Genomic DNA, 18,341 nt, shown 5'->3' on the forward strand with positions numbered 1-18,341 from the left:
GTTCGTCCTCCTTCTTATGCTTCTTGTTCTTCTGTTTCTTCTTCGATTCCTAGTTCTTTTTTAATCCAATCGTAACCTTCTGCTTCTAAACGTTGAGCTAATTCTTCGCCGCCTGATTTTACAACACGACCTTGCATCATTACGTGTACGTGATCTGGTGTGATGTAGTTTAGTAGACGTTGATAGTGCGTAATCATTAAGCATCCGAAGCCTTCGCCACGCATTGCATTGATACCTTTTGACACAACTTTAAGTGCATCAATATCAAGACCAGAGTCAATTTCATCTAAAATAGCAAAAGTTGGTTTAATCATCATTAATTGAAGAATCTCGTTACGTTTTTTCTCACCGCCAGAGAAACCTTCATTTAAATAACGTTGCGCCATGTCTTCATGCATTTCAAGGAATTCCATATTTTTATCTAATTCACGAATAAATTTCATTAGTGAAATTTCGTCGCCTTCTTCACGACGTGCATTAATAGCTGAACGTAAGAAATCAGCGTTCGTCACACCAGCGATTTCTGATGGGTATTGCATCGCAAGGAATAAACCTGCTTGTGCACGCTCATCAACTTCCATTTCAAGTACGTTTTCACCATCAAGTTCAACTGTACCAGAAGTAACTTCGTATTTAGGGTGTCCCATAATTGCAGAAGCTAGTGTTGATTTACCAGTTCCGTTTGGTCCCATAATTGCATGGATTTCATTTGTATTAATTGTAAGGTTTACGCCTTTTAAAATCTCTTTCCCGTCGATTTCAACGTGAAGATCTTTAATTACTAAAGTTGACATGAAAATACCTCCATAATGTGTTCTATGAATGGGCAACCATTCCTTAATTATTATCATTCTAATCTTAACTGAAAATCGTTCTCTATGCAAACCATTTTGACCACTTTCACTTTTCAATGATGAAATCGTGAAATATAAAGACTTTGTAAGCATTTTCAGATTATTGGAAATCGAAACTGACAATGAGAATCAACAAAGTTTATTTTCAATGAAATATCTCTAATTGAGAATAGATTTCATCTAGCTACATAGTGGAAACCTCGCATAGAGCGTTAATTGTAACGGTTTTGTGACAAATACGCACAAACAACCCTATCTATACTATATCCTATTTCATTCGAATGGAATCACTTCAAGAAATAAAATTATAGAGTACTAGCATAATAAACACGTCAAGCAGATTTACACTTTTTTACTGTATGATGAAAATTTAAATTGCTTTCAGCAGAAGTCTCCATAAAACTTTGTATGTAAATATAAAAAACAAGAATAAACCTGTTCGTAACTTTTAGCTAGGTTCAATGAATGGAAAACCTAGTGATTCCTTCCTTTGCAATTATTTTACCAATGTAAAGAGCATACGAGTTGTGGCAAAGGACATGGCTATAGTAGGAACAACTTAGAAATGAAGATGCAACAAAGCGTGGCATATAACGGGGTGCATTCTTAGTGCATGCGCATAGCCGTTGTAACGGACATTAGCAACATAGAAAAAAAGCGTTAGATTGCTAGCAGGTCAATCTAACGCTTTTGTCTTAAGCTCTCTTCTTTACTATTTTTTAAAAATATAATTCAGCTTATTTTATAAGCCCATAAATAGCCCTTTGATTCAAGAAGGAATGAATCAGGCTCATTAGGCATTTGCACCACAACGGCATTATTTGTTTTTAACTCATAGCCATCATTGATACGTTCAATTTGAATTGGCACTTCTAATTCATTAAATAGCTGGCGCAAGCGATAAATCGTATTATAAAGGTTCGCTAGTGCCTTTCGCTCATCAAGATTTGGCCAAATATCATCTAAAATACGATATTTAGAAACGACTACTCCTTCATTCAACAGCAAATAGTAAAACAGTTCTTCTGTTACCTTTGTGCGCCATTTAATCGCTTGACCGTTCATACGAGTTCCTGCTTCACCTCGAAGGCGAACTTCAAGCTTGGCAATATTGTGTTGTTTCTGACGACCATAATATTTTGCAAGTCGTTCATCTAATTGCAGTACCGTATTCGGTGTCATCGGTTTTAAGACATAATCAAGCGCCTGTACGCGGAAAGCATCTACTGCATACTTCGTATAAGCTGTCGAAAAAATGATTGGTACATCAATTCCTTCCTCTACTAGCTTTAACGCAAGCTCTAAGCCATTTATTTTAGGCATTTCGATATCCAACAGAATCGCATCTGCCTGAATTGTTGAAAGCTCTTTAGCTGCTTCTATGGGCGAAGTATAAGATGCAATAACCTTAAAAAGACCACTCTTCTCCAGTAAACGCTTATGCAAGTTTAGAATAGGTTCTTCATCTTCTACCATAATAATTTTCCACATTGGCATGCTCCTTTAAAGGTTGTTTTAAAATCATTGTAGTTCCTTCATCCAATTTAGATTGAATCATGAGCGAAGCTTTTGGTAACTCTTTAACACGGCGTAATACGTTCGTAAAACCAATTCCATTAGAACTGATATTTTTCCCCATTGTTAAAGCGGCTACTTGTTCTGCCGTCATCCCAACGCCATCGTCGATAATTTGAACTACAAGGAAATTTTCTTCTTTTTCTATTTTCACAATTACACAGCCATTTCCTTCTTTTTCAAAAATTCCATGACGAATCGCATTTTCGACAAGAGGCTGTATAAGCAGGCTAGGCACCTCAACTTTTGCTGTATCAATTGATTCATCAATTTCAATTACAACGCTTAATCTACTACCAAAACGAGCTTGTTCAACTTCAACATAAGCCTGAATGATTTCTAGTTCTTTTTCAAGCGTTGCTCGATGTCCTTCTTTTCCAGAATCAAAAATATATCGTAAATACGTAGACAACATGGTTAATAAATGGCCTGCACGTTCTCCATCTGTATAACAGAAGGAAATAATACTACTAAGTGCATTATATAAAAAGTGTGGCTTAATCTGCGCTTGTAAAAAGTTCATTTCATGCTCAATAGCATTCGTCATCGCTTCTTTCGTTAAAGAAATAGCAGAGAGTCGTGCCAATAATGATTCCTTGGATGCAGGCTTTCGAATGTAATCGTTAGCGCCTGATTCAAGTACAAGTGAAATATTCGTAGGATATTCATTAGCTACTAGCATGATAATCGGTAAATCAATATAGCTATATTGAGTTCTTATTTGTTTGGTTAACACTAAGCCATCCATCACCGGCATCACTTCGTCGATTAATAAATAATCCGGTTTTTTATGCTGAATAGTGTAAAGCGCTTCTTCAGCACTATGCGCTAAAGATATTGCGTAATGATTCTGAAGCAAACTTCGCAATACTTCTGCATGTATAACATCATCCTCCACAATCAATAAATTTGGTAAATTATCATTTAGTGTTGGAAGGGGTAACGGCAGAACATAATCGGTTTTATTGTGTTGTTTTTTCTCATATCCCCCAAAAGGCAATGTGATTAAAAACCTTATGCCATTATGTAAAATATCTACCGAATAGCTGCCACCCATTTGTTCAATTATTGCTTTTCCGATTGATTGGCCCGTTTCGTCTGCAGCGATTTGCTTGATAACGTCAGGTCCAGTTCCTTCAACGACTATTCTTACATCTGCATCAAGATGCATAATCGTTAGAACGACTTCTCCATTGACCGCGTGAGCAATGGCTGTTTCCACCACACGATAAACTATTTGACTAATTCTTTGCTCATCTGCTTGTATTAGCAATTGACTATCTGCATGCGTATAAAATCGGATATTTGCTTTTTCCATCGTACGTTCATGCATTTTAACGACATGCTGAAAAATCATTTGCACATTTACCGGATGAACTTCAATGTGAAAATCTTGGAAACGGATTCTTGTAAAATCCTTTAAGTCATTTACTAAATAAAGTAAACGTTCAAGTTGTTGCTCAAGTAATTGATGCTCTATTAAAGTTCGATGTGCTGATAATGATTTTGTGACGTTCAGTGCATGATAAAGAGGTTGTTCGAGTTCTTTTGTTGTAACTTCTAAAAAAGAATCTTTACCTATTGTAGCCTTTTCCAATCTTTCGCTAAAAACTTCCGCTTCCGTCGTTCGATTAATAAGACGCATTGCGAGAAAGACGTTCATACCTAGAATAAAAAATAGTAATCCACCGCGATTAAGAACATTTTTGCCAGAGAAAAAAAGCTGATCGACTGTGCCACTTATCGAAAAGATAAGTAGTGAAAACATCGAGGCACTTAAAATCATTAGTTCATTTCTAGGTATTTTCGTACTTTTAGTGATAAGTAAGTGGACCAATCTCCCAATTATTATTAAAGCCAAAACATTTATGTATCCAAAGAAGAAATATTGTAAAAATGATAATGACCTTGCAGGAAAGAGTAGCGTTCCTACTCCGTATAAGATTAGCGGCATCGCCAACGTAATAGCTGTTCGACGCTTCACTAGCGTTTCAACAGTATAGACAAAGAAAAAGAATAACGTAACGGCATTGATATACGTAATAAAATCTTGTAATCGAAAATACCATTCGAAGGAGATGGCAGGGTACTCCCGAATAAGCGTCCGTTCACCCCTTGTAGATACTAATAATGCCAATGTGAAAAAGTACAGAGCACTGTAGAAAAAAGCTCGATCTTTCGTCCTTAATAAGTACAAGCTAAAATGAAAAATCGAAAAAATAAATAAGATAATGATTGTCGTTTTCTCTAAATTAACATCCTTTACAACATCGTGAGCAATCGTTTCTGCATCACCAAGATCAATTGGAAAAATGACGCCATGCCGTGCATTATAGAAATCTGCTACTTGCAATGTAATGGTCAGTGATTTTGTTTTAGGCTTAAAATAGATTTCATACACTGGATTACTCGGTACTGCCCCTTCCTTTTGCGTTCCAAGCGTTCCGTAAGAAGCAAACTCTTCTCCGTTGATAAAGAGGCGATGTGCAGACCAAATATTTCTTACACGGATGCCTAGTTTATCGAAATGGGCAGGCAATGTAACTTGAAGCTGATAAGTACCATATTGGACGTTTTCTTTCCAAGGCCCCGGCACAATTTCCACCTTTGCATTTTGCAGAATATCGGTTGGCTTTACATATTCATTTCCAACAAACTTCCATTCACCTGACAAGGCAACTACTTTTTCATTTTTAGAAATACCCGTTAGATCTAATATGCCATCTTTTGCTTGCAGATCTGTATTGCTCGTATCTTGATCGTTAAATGTTAAACCGGCTAACATTGTAATGGCCAGTAGAATTAGTATCCAGCTAATCCCTTTCTTTATCATAAATTTCCACCTCATATACATCTTACAAGACCCAACTCTCAAATTACTAACAGAATAAGTGTAATTTCCCTTTTTTAATATAATCATTAAAAGATTGTGTTAAATCTTTCAATTTCAATTGTCTTTTCTGTAATTTATCATATTTTTATTTCGCACTACGCTATTTTTTCAGACTATTTATATACTAAATATTATATAATTAAAGTATAATCAATCGGATTTTTCGATTAATAGAGGTGAATATCCAGTGGAGTTACGTCAATTACGTTATTTTGTGGAGGTTGCAGAACGGGAACATATTTCAGAAGCTGCTGAACATCTTCATGTTGCTCAGTCAGCAATAAGTCGTCAAATTGCTAATTTAGAGGACGAATTAGGCACACCACTTTTTGAACGCGTCGGTCGAAATGTAAAATTAACACCGATCGGAAAAACTTTTCTCGAACATACGATTACTGCTTTAAAAGCCATAGACTTTGCAGCGAAGCAGGTAGAGGAATATTTAGACCCTGCAAAAGGTACTATTAAGATAGGCTTTCCTACAAGCCTAGCAAGCTATGTGCTACCGACTGTTATTTCAGCCTTTAAGCGCGAATACCCAGATTTGCAATTCCAATTGCGTCAGGGCTCCTATCGATTTTTAATTGATGCTGTTAAAAACCGTGAGTTAAATTTAGCATTTTTAGGACCGCTTCCCCCAAAGGACGAGGCAATCCAATCAACTATACTATTTACAGAAAACATTGCAGCCTTATTGCCAGCAAACCATCCATTAGCTAAACGAGAAAGCATTCAACTGGCAGACTTACGTAATGACCTTTTCGTTCTATTTCCAGATGGCTATATATTGCATAAAGTTGCAATGGACGCTTGTCGTGCTGCTGGCTTTTTACCGAATGTAATCTCGGAAGGTGAAGACTTAGATGCCTTAAAAGGTCTAGTTGCAGCTGGAATTGGCGTTAGCTTACTTCCTGAAAGCTCCCTATATGATTCAGCTGCCCGCTTCACGATTAAGGTACCCATTGAATCACCTACAATACCAAGAACTGTTGGCATTATTTCACCGATAAATCGTGAAATCGCTCCATCTGAAAAAATATTTTTAGAGTTCGTAACTAATTTCTATTCTCGACTTTCACAGTTTCAATGACCTAAACAATTGAGATGCGTCCGACGACGGTGCGACAACAACATTCACAGTAAAAAAAGTGGCTGAGACAAAAGAGAAAAAGTGTTAGATTGACTGCCATCAATCTAACACTTTTTTGCTATGCCGTTGTTGTCCGCTACGACGGTGCTTTCCGCTCAGCACCGTAAGCCGCAACCCTCGCTAACGCGCGGAATGCCCGCGTCTTACATTGTGTGCTGTCCCGCAGGAGTCACCGCCTTCGCTACCAACAACTAGTGAACACTTCTAATTTTTTTTATTGCAAAAGCAAGAATAGCTAAAGTCTCCATACAGCAAAAAATTATGAACATCTTTCGTCTGTTTCTTAATTTTTTTAGTTATGTCCCAGCCACTTTTTCTGTTTATCCAATGCTTCAAGTGTATGCGTTAATCGTCCTTAAATACTTTTTGTAAAATATAATAAGATTGTTTTAAGCGTTCATTGTACTTCGGTTGTTGCCAAGTATCCCAACTATATGAATCCAATGCTGGCAATACATTATTCGTAGACTTCGGTAAAGATTGGACTACTTTTCCTTCTTCATCGACAAATACTACACCAACAAAAATATTATCCACTTTAACTGACGCTGTTTCACCATTTGCATATAAATCTCCCATAAACTCTCGCTGACTTGGATCTTTGGATTGTAGCAGAAGCCAAGGTATTCGTAGCTCAATCACATTATCATCTGTCCATGTGTAGTCAACGAGTGAATTATAGTTAGACGCTTCAGGATTTGCATTTCCTTGTAGCAATTTACCTGTTTCATAAAAGCTAAAGTCTGTCGTCTTTTTTTGTTCTGGTAAGTACAGTTGTTTATTTAAAACATAATAAATCGGCGCAAACTTGCCACTATTTTTAACCGCTGCTTTCATGCGTGGAGGAATCATGCTTAATCGATGTCCATAGAAATAATCATAGAAATCGTAGTATTCATCAATGACAACTCGCGAATCGCTATTTTTATTTAACTCAACAATAAAGTCAACACCATTTGAAAATGTTATATTTTTAATAGTTGTTGCAGATGTATTGCCTTGCTCTGGTACTACGTCTAGTAAAATACGTGGTGATGCTGTTTTTATCTCATCACTCTTCAACTTCATATACACATACTTTTCATCGTAATCCACAGCAAAATCAGTCGAGCTAGAAGGCGAAGTTTTATATAATTGTGTCCCTTCTTCCCAATCATTTAGCTTTCCATCCACTTTTACTTTATTTCGATCAAAGCTCATTAGACCGAATTGCTGTTCATTGGTTTGAGCATTGGACCAAAACGGTCGACGATTCGGGTCGTCGTAATCCATTGTATTCCACGTCCGTTTAAACCACTCATCCTGCCATGTAAATACAAGCCCACCAAGCAAGCCTTCATGCATGATATCTTCATACAAATGCTGCAATGTTTCACCTTGTTTCTTTTCAGACATGTGCCCCTGATTCCAACCGTAGACATTTTCATGTGTCATTCCACGCGATGCTGGAATGCCGAATTCCGCGATAAGTACAGGCATTGTATGCGCCTTATGCAATTCATTTAAATAGCCTGCATAACTATTTTTTTGACCACGGAAATCTACATAATTTAAATAATCTTTATCGAAATTAAAGAAATCTGGGTAATAAGGATAGACATGATATGAAGCAAATTGTCCTGGTGTTTGCATTTCCCCTTTTGTAAAGATGACATTCGGGTTAACGCCTACTAAATCTTCATCTTCTGATGGTTCGGATGGATGCTCTAGTAAATCTGTTGTTACCCAGTTGGTAAAACTCATCGGTCGCATCCAATTGTATTTTTCTTTCTCATAAACTGTAATCATGTCCATCTGCTCAGCAAGCCAATGCTCAAAAGGTGTCGCATTTTTCGTTTCGAAATATGTTCCATTATATTGCCCTAAATTAGCATGCTTTTCATTTGTTCCGACGACCATATGTGGATACCACTCAATCCCAAGCACCCAACCAATTACATATTTTGAAACATCTACATCGTATAAGCCGGATGCATGTCCCGTTACAGGCTTCACATAAATATTACCGTGAATAACATCAACCATGCGCTTCATTTCATGTTGAAAATCCTTTAACGTAGTTGCATCATAAGCATCAAGTGATTGTGATAAGCCTTCTTCATTAATCCAAACACCATGTAAAACGTATAGTGGCTTATTAGGATTTTCTTCGTTGTACTTTGCCAGCGCTCGATAGAAGCCTGGCGGGTGTAATGTATATACCCGTATCGTATTCGCATTCATAGCTGCAATTTGATTAAACCAACGATAATACTCTTCTTCAGTGATTGCTGCTTCCCCAGGAAATGCACCTGGTTTCCCCATACCAATATTGACACCTTTGAATGTTATCGGCTCCCATTTTCCATCTTGTAACACTTCAAACGTTTCACCTTGAACACGTGCATTATAGTTTAATTTGTTTGCATGATTTGTTGCTTGCACTTCTTTTTTCTCAAATGTCTCAAATACTTTGTGCATAACTGGTATGTAAATAGACCAATAAAAAGAGCTGTCAGCAAACTTCTCAGCATATTTATAAAGAGTAGGTAAACCTTTGACTTTAGATAGCGTAGGTAAACGCCCCATATCATTGAAGTCTCCTGCAAAATAATAGCTCGTTGTATAACGTTTATCCTGCGAGACAATCGCTGCAAATTGTTGTGGAATATGATTGTCTTCTAATAACTTTGACCCTTCTTTCGTTAAATCCCACTTATAGTTGGCTAATGCATCTTCAGCATATTTCGGCGTAATAATATCAAACCAATACTCATATTTTGCACTGCTAGAGGTATTAAAAAATTGCTTACCCGCTTCCGTAAATTGAAGCTCAATCCCTGCCGTTTTAATATGTTTGTCCAACTCTAATACTACGAGCTTTTCTGTAATTTCATTAAATACGATAAATCCTCCGCCTTTATAGGACCAATCGTCTCCGTATTCATCTACGATCCATTGTGGTATTTCTAAATTTTTATGATAATCGAGCTCATCGAAATAACGCCCAATCCATCCTGACCATGAAATTCCCAAATAATCTTGAAGCTCTTTTCGAACAGCTTCTGTTGTTGGCGAAGCAAATGTATTGTACTCGGCTATTAACATACTTTTTTTATTACTAGCTAGTCGAGATACAATGGACTGCCATTCTTCCATCTCTAAACCACCGACAATTTTTTCTGAGCGCTGTCCTAGCCTTTTTTCTTGTCCTAAATCATCTTTATACACACCATACGTATCTGCTAAATAAATCACATCATAGTTACTGTAGTCTGTTGGGAATTTTTTTTCCGTTACACTTTTTAATTTGTCATCTGGTTGCGTACCGAAATAACTGTCCACTAAATCATAAGGCTGATTGTCCATCGTATACTTGTAATGATTTAAAAACCAATTCACGCCGAGATGTTCGCGATATGTTTCATTTGGAACTGTTTTATCTAAAATAGCTACGTTAAGCGGGGTATTATCATCCAAGTACCAAATAATAATCGGAGTAATAATGAGCATTAATGTAATGATAATTCCTATATATATTCGCTTCATACACTTTTCTCCTTTTCAGCAATCCCGACACGCTTCATATTTCCCCATTCACTCTTTCTACGTACAAATCGAATTAATCCTTCACAACGCCATAGTAGTGTAAGTGGGCGATACCAAAAAATTTCAGTAAACGCTAAAGTAATCATACGTAACAAGTCTCTCTTTCTTGGATACGTATTCATGCTCCAAGCCTCAAATAATTCGGAAGCAATGGAAAAAATAATACCATAAATAACAAAAAGCAATAATAACAAAATCGCCATTTCATAATAAATTTGCCCTAAGAAAAACGCGATAATAATATAGATATAGCCACCTAGTTCTACAACAGGTCCTAAACATTCCACAAGCCAAAAATACGGAAACGACACCATACCAATCAAACCGTATCGTGGATTTAACGTCATTTTCTTATGTTTCCAAAGACTTTCAAACATCCCTTGGTGCCAACGTCTGCGCTGATTTCGCAAAACACTTAATGTATGCGGCGCTTCTGTCCAACAGACAGGGTCTGGCACAAATTCAATTCGTTTATTTTCTTTTTTCTCTTTAATAAGTCGATGAATATTGACAACGAGCTCCATGTCTTCACCAATAATATTGGTCGAATAGCCGCCTGCTTCAACAGCCCATTTTTTTGAAAAGACACTAAATGCACCTGAAATAATCAACACAAGATTAAATTTACTTAATGCAATTCGCCCCATTAAAAAGGCTCGCAAATATTCAATTATTTGCATGATAACTAAATAATTACTAGGTAATCGCATATCATAAATCGAGCCAAGTTGCATTTTCGCTCCGTTGGCGATACGTATATTGCCCCCAGCTGCAATCACTTCTCCATCAGATAAAACAATCGGCTTCATTACACGAAGCAATGCTTTTTCATCTAAAATGGAATCCCCATCAATGGAACAAAAATACGGATATTGTGATACGTTGATACCAACATTCAATGCATCAGCCTTGCCGCCATTCACTTTATCTACCAATATACAATTCATATAAATTTCTGATTCATAAATTTGGATAACTTGCTTCGTATGAATATTTGTTTTTATAATTTTATTTACAGGTTTCATCTGAAAGTGCTTAATGACCGTTTGTAGAGTATTGTCAGTGGAACCATCATTAATAATAATAATTTCTGTTTGCGGATAACGTAAATTAAGCAATGAATAGACGGTATCTACTACCCCTACTTCTTCATTATAGGCAGGAACTAGTAAGGACACAGGCTTGGAATAAAAGGCATCTATATGCGCATCATCATACTCCGAAGGGTCTAAACGATATCGCTTACGCAAATCAAGCATTGCGATAATTAACATGGTGCAATATGAAACAATAACAAACAGCATATAAAATACAATTACGCCGCCAAAAAACAACATGGAGTAATGTAAAATTTTCATCTCGTTCCCTGCTTTCTCATTATTGTTTCTTGTGCCATCTCCACTGCATAATGATCAGTAGAATATGAAATAAACTCTTTTAATTTCTCTAATCCGTCACGATCTTCAGCAATCGTCTTCGCAGCTTGAGACCGAACCCACCAATTTTCATCTTGAAGAAGCTGTTCTAAATAGGGATAAGAATAGGACAAGGGGACATATTTAAATATCTTCCCTACCATTAAGCGTACTTCCCATAAATGTGACGTTACGAAAGGAATATACGGATTGATATTTTCAATTACACCAATTTCAAACAGGCCCTTTAGCGCGCGTATTTTAATTTCATCATTTTCATTCGTTAATAATTGCTCTAATTTCTCAATATATTGCATATTTTTTTTGGCCGCAGCCGTATCGATTACAGCAAATTGAATGCTCATTGACCAGCTCGTAAACTCATCAAAAAATCGCATAAATATATCTTCCTCTAATAAAACGAATAATCTTCTATATTCACTTTCAGAGTAATTTGCATTGGGGGCCTTTATTTTTTGAATAAATAATTCTGGCTGAAATAAAGAATATATTTTAAGCAATTGAAAAAACTCTTCCTTAGAGTATTTCGTTGTCTCTAATTTTTTACTAGCATCGAGCAATTCATCGAGCTGCAAATCGGCGATACGATATAATGCGTTCATGCGAATGCTCCAACGTTTATTCATTAAATCATTTTCATAAAATATCTTTAAATACTGATTGGAAAAATTCTTCATTTTCCATCTCATATCATCATTCGTAATGTTCTTTAAATAGGATGAAAAAATCATTTCGATTGCCTGAACTTGCGGCTTGCCACGTGGTATAAGCACCACTGAAAAAATTTCATTATTAAAAAGATATTCATACCAAAGCTGTGAGTAGTCTTTTAAATAGATATCTCTCGATTTTTAAAACGCACTTCACTTTGACGTTGATAAAATATATACATCATGAAGCCGCACAGAACGATGAACAGTATAGCTATTACGGATAAAAGAAAATCAAGCGATAAGTCTATCATTGCCAATACCTCGCAAAAGTTCGTTTAATTTTTGCTTCTAATAAGCGTAAGTTAAACGGTTTAACTATAAATTCATCTACGCCACCTTCATATGCATTGAGTGCGGCGATCTCTGAGTTACGTTCAGACATCATGTAAATGAGGAATCGCTTTTCGTTCGGCATTGTTCGTAAGCTGTGTAAAATTTCTAAGCCATTATTGCGCGGTAAAATATCATTCATAATAATTAAATGCAAATGCCCGGATTGATAAGTATTAGATTGTAAAAAACTATAACCATCTTCATATGCAGTGACATCAAAAGTAAAATTAGCGATATCCATGGAATTTAAAGTCGTTTCTAACACTTTTCTAAAAATAGCATTTTGTTCAATAATACTCACTTTTACAAGTTCAATGGATTGTAAACGATAATCCTCTATCTGTTCAATCCACCATTGCTGTTGATTGCTATCAGCCAGTAATGCTTTATTTTTTTCTACTAGTATTTCAAAGTTAATCTGATTATTACGTATTTCTGTTATAGAAGCTTTTAAGGCAACGTGACTTTCTAGCGTTGTATCTTTCTTTAGTAAATAAAAGATTCTTTTTAAAAATGCATTCGCTTCAACATCGCTACTTTGTAAAAAAATAATGCCCCAATGCTCTCCATCTGCCAATTGGAAGAGTAAATCCGTCTTCCGAATATTTTCCGTTAAAAAATCAGTAATTTGAGCATTTACATTGCTTTGATTTACTTCTGAAGAGCTACTGTGTACACACTTTAAAAAAATTGTGGTAATCGTCATATGTGAACGAATAGCACTTTCAAGCATAATTTCAAAATATTTTTTAACATCTTGTTCTAGCATTATATCTTTTGCGAAAATTACTTCATTCATTATTCCTACCTCCTTGTAGCTCTCCTCGAAATAATTCAAAGCCTTACTTGTTTAGTGCCCGATAGGAACAAAATAAACCTTGTACTAACCGTACATAATTATTGATAAACAAGGTAAACCCCACCAAATAAACTTTTATAGGAAAGCGAGTCAGACAAGCCCCCTCCATATGGCACATGCCATATGGAAGATGCTCGATGCTCGCCACAAAAAGTTAAATGGTGGGGCTTGTCATATTTAATCATTATATAGCTTTTCGCTATTTCAAACTACAGTAAAAAATACGTTTAATTGACTTATCTATCCTTCCTTCATTTGATAGATTGCTTGTCAATCCACTTTAATGTATCTGAACTTAAACCGCCAGCGCGCCATAATACTACCTCATGGTAGCTTTTTTGTTGGACATAGCTAATCCATTTTTCAAGTGTCTCTTGATCCGCATACCATACCTCATGACGTACATTATTGTCATCAGAATAAGTGAAGTAGGCAGCTCCGCTTGCTTGATCTCGTTGTTTCTTTACTTTCGTTTTGGCGAGAAGTTGCTCTGCCTCAATTTCCGTTAAAGCAACTGCTTTCCCTTGTGCAGCCATTTAAATCCACCCGTTGCAAAAGCAATGGCTAGTTTTGATTCGACTTTTGTATTTTTTTTAGTAAGTCATCTAAAAATGAGAATGTTGCTTTTGCTCCAGGTCCACTATGATAACCATGGACATTGTACGCCATAACAGTATACTTTGGGCCATCGGGCAATTTCATATCGAATGGAAAACGCGGTTCTAATACAACATTTAGTGTGATATTTTTTTTGGATAACTGTTGATAAAGCTCTTCTAAAAAAAGTATATATTTTGGAAGATCCTCTTTCGCTACCTTTTCATAATCAATTTCTATTCCCTTGACCTGATATTGCTCAATAATTTGCAATATATTATCGATATGCTTTTGCCTCGTTGAAGTATCTTGGAGCAGGCGATGTAATAACTTACTATCCTTCTGAACTGATGGGGCGTTATCTGTAACATAGTCATTGATTAACGTAAGCATCACAAAATGTGTGGCATGAAATTGTTGCTGTGTTTGTTGCAACATCTCTACCGCATTATCTGTTAATAATAATTGATCTTTACTGTTGAAATAAGCGCCAAATACACGAATATCCTGTAAACCCTGCTGTGAATTTTTCACGTCTTCTATTGCTGATTTTTTTTGCCATTCGGGCAACCAAATAGATAATTGCAACTTATTTTTTATTTTTTAGCTCTTCCTTTGCTTCAACCGGAACTTCTTTGCTATTACTACATGCTGTGATAATTAGTAGTGCCATACAGATAAACCAAATAAATTTTCTCACGTGAATCTAACTTCCCTCGGTTTAGAAGGTTTCAATAAAGAAGTCTACAACGTTATTAAACAATGTCGTTGTTTTATACTTTACTTTATCAAAATTCGTATATTGATTTGAAAAGAGTGTCGTCTTGTTTCCATCTGTTATTAATAGATCATCGATCAATGTATCGTAAATATCATCTGCATACTGTTCATGTGTCGTATCTTTTTTACTATACATTGCTCCGATTCCTATTGATTGAGTCCCATTAATAACTGGATTTACCTTTATTGTCTTCGATAATACATCGTCGACATTTATCTCTATTTTATCTTTATTCACAGCGATATTAAATACTCTTTTTTGTGTTAAATTTCGTGGATATTCATCTTCATCAATTCTCGAACCTTTTTGTGTATCTTGATAGTTATAGACAGTTGCTTTATTAAATGCGTATTGTTCTTCATCCCACTTAATATCATTTAACTGCAAGCGTTCCTTTTCAACAACACTTGCTCCAGGCAATTTTTCTGACACAACGATCTCATTGTCTATTAATGCAATGCGTATATAGCTATTGCTTTTTTCATCATAGTTCAAATATAGAGATTGCTGCCCTACTACATTTCCTTTAAAAGCAAAATTGACATTATATTGATTAGGCAAGGCATCCTTTAAAATAATGCGCCCTTCACTGGATGGTGCAGACGTTATAATGATTTCATTATTTTTAAATTCTGCGGCTCCATTAATAATGGACCATTTTTTTGCTTGTTGCGCATCCCCTACTTCAAATGCTACATTTTGTTTACTCGCTTGGCGGATTTTCATCATCACATGGTTTGTTGACCAATATGGAGATACTTGTAATCGACTTAAGTTATAGAGATCTGCATCTTTGTTATTATAGGCACCTAGCTCTAAATTGAAATGCATACGAAATGTATTTTTAATTTCGGTATCGTTAATACTCTCTACTAAAGGGTCCATATTATTGTAAAGTGCATTGGCATGCATAATGGCATACGCCTTTGGCACTTCATCTAACTTTTCTTCATAAATATCGTGCATTAATTTATAATCCTTTTTAATTCGCGTCTCCATTTCTTTCCGCGTTTCACTCGGAATCATAAACTGATTGCGAATAAAGTCCATTAAATAGTGATTATAATATTCGATTGTCGTTTTATTTGGCACATCATTCTCGTCAATCATGCCTAATGACTGTCCTTGATCATTATAAATATTAATATACGTCAGACGGTATCCATTGGAACCTAATTCCCAAAACCCACTTTTTTGCATCAGTAATAAATCTTTAGGTTTTAAAAATTTATTGTCTCTCGTATCCATTTTATTGGCATACGTAAACATGGTTGCTTTATAATTCAACTCTTCCATAATGTTTTGAGCGAAAATACTTGAGTCTGTGCGTCCATCTTCAAATGATAAAAACAACGCTTTCTCTGGTAGAGGTTTTTTCTTTTCATAAAAATCTAATATATCTTGCTGGGTAATCGTTTTGTAACCTTGCCCTTCAAGTAACTCCAACTGTTTTTCCAAGTTCTTTCTGGACACGTATTTTGGAGAATCATTTCTACTTACGCCAAAGTAGGATAATGCAATAAAACCATCTTTATTAATTAGAGGAACAGTTTCCTCTTCTTTTTTTTCTGTTAAGAACACGACACGTATTAATATCACCGCTAAAAATACAACGATAACGAATTGAGCAATAGAACGAAGTAATTTTCTGCGATTTTTTTTAGCTGGATTTAATACAACATTTTTTTCACTCATTCCTTCTCACCCATTTTTCTTATTTTCAGCATTGAAAATCGGGATTTCCGAATCTTTTGTTTTTCCAATTTCTTTTCCCTTGCCAATACATCTTGAGGTGTTTCTCTTGTACCCCAAGTTGATTTCCAAAATGTCACCCACGCCACAGGCATTTGCCAAAGTAAAATAAATTCGTAGAAAAGGACAAATATAAAGCCAAACATCCACAACTTACTTCGTCTAAAGAATAGGTGAGCCAAGCTCATCAGCATTGCCATTAACAATAGACCCATTAAAAATGTTGTTGGAAATATCCCATGCATAATAGGCACATAGATTAAATTGTAAACTACGACAATTGGTGCTGCGATTGGTACAATTAAACCAATAATGAAGAACAAAAACATAAAAGGTTCTTTTTTCCACATAAATAAAAAGGCTCTTAACGACTCTCGTAACCATGATCGTTTCCAGCGCATTTGTTGCGACAAAAAGACTTTTGTATCTGAAGGTACAATCGTAGAACATACTGCATTGTCCTGATAGCCTGTGCGATGCGTCTTTAAAATATAGTTTGTCATACTACGATCATCACCAAATGTTGCCGGTTGCCCTAAAAACTTTTGATTTAACCATGCTGTTTCATTTTTTAATATAAGCTCTTTACGATAGCATGCAAGTGGCCCCGATAAGCATGTTACGGTGTCAAACCAAGACTCTGCCGCTTTCATTATACGAAAGGCTATATAATATCGAACCGTTTGTAGTTTTGTTAGAGCATTCGTAAACTTGTTTTCTACTTCTGTTCTCCCTGCTACACCGCCCATTTTAGGATCTTGGAAAGGTTGTACTAAATTTCGAATGGCGTGAGGCTCTAAGAAGCTATCTGAATCGACGAAAACGACTAAATCATGTTTGGCCAAATGCACTCCCGCTATTAACGCTTCACGCTTCCCCCCATTTTGAGGTAGCTTATGAAATTTCAAACGTCCCTCTGTTCTAAAACGCCCACCTTCCCTATGAATCAGCTCAATCATGTTATTGGCGGCTTCCTCTGTTCTATCTGTAGAGTAATCATCTACGACAATAACTTCTAATTTATCCACAGGGTAATATTGATTTATACAGCTTAAAATGGTTCTATGAATCCATTGTTCTTCATTAAATACTGGAATAATAATAGAAACACCGGGTTCATATTGAGGATTGATTGGCACATTCTTATAGAAAATACCAAACAAATATCTACTTAGAAGAAATGTTGCTGCGATTATACTATATAAATATAAGAACTTATTAAACTTAAAATAGATGACACTTTCAGCACGCATTAATACAACGATAAGTGAAACAATAAATAAAAATAAACTCGCTACAAAAATTGAAAGTCCCCAACGTTTTTTCGTTAAATACTCATTTAAAGGATTTAAAAATTCAAACGCATAGTAGTATCTCGTTTTTCCATCTATCTCTTTTGTAAATTGACGGACTACTTTAGCTTTTAACTTTACTTTTGATTCATAACCCTCAGGCATCGCTCCATCAGGTATTGTGAACTGCATCGTAACAATTTCATCAGCTAATAATCTATTTGCACTATCCGTATAAACAAGGATACCTGTCACCGAAATATCTTCAGCATAATATTGATAAGGATTTTTTTGTCTAGCTCTTTTAATGTTCACTTCAAATGCAGTTTCATAACGCAAACTTAATAACTGTAAACGATAAATTTCATTTACATTTGTAGGGTCAATATCCCCTTCTGTTTGGTACGAAGCCCCTCGACGATTAACGAGGCTCCGTACATTTTCAGGGTCAGGAATATTGGATAAGATACGTCGATCAGAGCGCGGCATTGTTAAAATCTCTTTTTTCGTTTTCATGA

12 protein-coding genes are annotated in these 18,341 nt (G+C 35.8%); 1 reads left to right on the top strand and 11 read right to left on the bottom strand.

Features of this window, described 5'->3' with window-relative positions; genetic code table 11:
* Positions 1-14: 14 nt before the first annotated feature.
* The 3 genes from sufC to I5435_RS18030 form a co-directional block, all read right to left on the bottom strand.
* Positions 15-794: a Fe-S cluster assembly ATPase SufC gene (gene sufC / locus I5435_RS18020; protein ID WP_024362714.1), complete on the bottom strand. Its 780-nt coding sequence runs from the start codon at positions 792-794 to the stop codon at positions 15-17.
* A 792-nt stretch (positions 795-1,586) separates the two neighbouring features.
* Complete coding sequence (locus I5435_RS18025; RefSeq protein ID WP_024362713.1) at positions 1,587-2,345, bottom strand: response regulator; 759 nt, start codon at positions 2,343-2,345, stop codon at positions 1,587-1,589.
* Positions 2,317-5,262, bottom strand: a complete 2,946-nt coding sequence (locus I5435_RS18030) for a histidine kinase (RefSeq protein ID WP_024362712.1) — start codon at positions 5,260-5,262, stop codon at positions 2,317-2,319. Before I5435_RS18030 ends, I5435_RS18025 begins: the two co-directional genes overlap by 29 nt.
* A gap of 247 nt (positions 5,263-5,509) precedes the next feature.
* On the opposite strand from I5435_RS18030, the gene I5435_RS18035 reads away from it, so the two are divergent.
* Entirely contained in the window at positions 5,510-6,412 is a 903-nt protein-coding gene (locus tag I5435_RS18035) for a glutamate biosynthesis transcriptional regulator GltC (protein ID WP_025220406.1), read from the top strand.
* 405 nt (positions 6,413-6,817) lie between these two features.
* On the opposite strand, the gene I5435_RS18040 is transcribed toward I5435_RS18035, so the two are convergent.
* The 8 genes from I5435_RS18040 to I5435_RS18075 form a co-directional block, all read right to left on the bottom strand.
* Positions 6,818-10,000: a hypothetical protein gene (locus tag I5435_RS18040; protein ID WP_337982694.1), complete on the bottom strand. Its 3,183-nt coding sequence runs from the start codon at positions 9,998-10,000 to the stop codon at positions 6,818-6,820.
* Positions 9,997-11,418 (bottom strand): glycosyltransferase family 2 protein, encoded by a 1,422-nt coding sequence (locus I5435_RS18045; protein WP_337982695.1) that lies wholly within the window; start codon positions 11,416-11,418, stop codon positions 9,997-9,999. The genes I5435_RS18040 and I5435_RS18045 overlap by 4 nt, the downstream gene beginning before the upstream one ends.
* Entirely contained in the window at positions 11,415-12,173 is a 759-nt protein-coding gene (locus I5435_RS18050) for a HEAT repeat domain-containing protein (RefSeq protein WP_337982696.1), read from the bottom strand. The genes I5435_RS18045 and I5435_RS18050 overlap by 4 nt, the downstream gene beginning before the upstream one ends.
* A 283-nt stretch (positions 12,174-12,456) precedes the next feature.
* On the bottom strand, positions 12,457-13,341 hold the full coding sequence (locus I5435_RS18055) for a response regulator (RefSeq protein ID WP_108030998.1): 885 nt from the start codon (positions 13,339-13,341) through the stop codon (positions 12,457-12,459).
* A gap of 311 nt (positions 13,342-13,652) precedes the next feature.
* Positions 13,653-13,937 (bottom strand): glycoside hydrolase family 18 protein, encoded by a 285-nt coding sequence (locus I5435_RS18060; protein ID WP_337982697.1) that lies wholly within the window; start codon positions 13,935-13,937, stop codon positions 13,653-13,655.
* Between the two features lie 28 nt (positions 13,938-13,965).
* Positions 13,966-14,532 (bottom strand): glycosyl hydrolase family 18 protein, encoded by a 567-nt coding sequence (locus tag I5435_RS18065; RefSeq protein ID WP_337982698.1) that lies wholly within the window; start codon positions 14,530-14,532, stop codon positions 13,966-13,968.
* Positions 14,533-14,719: 187 nt separating this feature from the next.
* Positions 14,720-16,474, bottom strand: coding sequence for a polysaccharide deacetylase family protein (locus I5435_RS18070; RefSeq protein WP_337982699.1), 1,755 nt, complete (start codon positions 16,472-16,474; stop codon positions 14,720-14,722).
* On the bottom strand, positions 16,471-18,339 hold the full coding sequence (locus I5435_RS18075) for a glycosyltransferase family 2 protein (RefSeq protein WP_051147740.1): 1,869 nt from the start codon (positions 18,337-18,339) through the stop codon (positions 16,471-16,473). Before I5435_RS18075 ends, I5435_RS18070 begins: the two co-directional genes overlap by 4 nt.
* Positions 18,340-18,341 lie beyond the last annotated feature (2 nt).

It is taken from the genome of Lysinibacillus sp. C5.1 (genome assembly GCF_016350185.1).
Classification (GTDB): Bacteria; Bacillota; Bacilli; order Bacillales_A; family Planococcaceae; genus Lysinibacillus; species Lysinibacillus sphaericus.

What these genes read in the sequence shown, in the direction of transcription:
- I5435_RS18055 (WP_108030998.1), bottom strand. Translation starts at nt 13,341, where the DNA reads ATGAATGAAGTAATTTTCGCAAAAGATATAATGCTAGAACAAGATGTT.
- sufC (WP_024362714.1), bottom strand. Translation starts at nt 794, where the DNA reads ATGTCAACTTTAGTAATTAAAGATCTTCACGTTGAAATCGACGGGAAA.
- I5435_RS18075 (WP_051147740.1), bottom strand. Translation starts at nt 18,339, where the DNA reads ATGAAAACGAAAAAAGAGATTTTAACAATGCCGCGCTCTGATCGACGT.
- I5435_RS18025 (WP_024362713.1), bottom strand. Translation starts at nt 2,345, where the DNA reads ATGTGGAAAATTATTATGGTAGAAGATGAAGAACCTATTCTAAACTTG.
- I5435_RS18070 (WP_337982699.1), bottom strand. Translation starts at nt 16,474, where the DNA reads ATGAGTGAAAAAAATGTTGTATTAAATCCAGCTAAAAAAAATCGCAGA.
- I5435_RS18040 (WP_337982694.1), bottom strand. Translation starts at nt 10,000, where the DNA reads ATGAAGCGAATATATATAGGAATTATCATTACATTAATGCTCATTATT.
- I5435_RS18045 (WP_337982695.1), bottom strand. Translation starts at nt 11,418, where the DNA reads ATGAAAATTTTACATTACTCCATGTTGTTTTTTGGCGGCGTAATTGTA.
- I5435_RS18030 (WP_024362712.1), bottom strand. Translation starts at nt 5,262, where the DNA reads ATGATAAAGAAAGGGATTAGCTGGATACTAATTCTACTGGCCATTACA.
- I5435_RS18050 (WP_337982696.1), bottom strand. Translation starts at nt 12,173, where the DNA reads ATGAAGAATTTTTCCAATCAGTATTTAAAGATATTTTATGAAAATGAT.
- I5435_RS18060 (WP_337982697.1), bottom strand. Translation starts at nt 13,937, where the DNA reads ATGGCTGCACAAGGGAAAGCAGTTGCTTTAACGGAAATTGAGGCAGAG.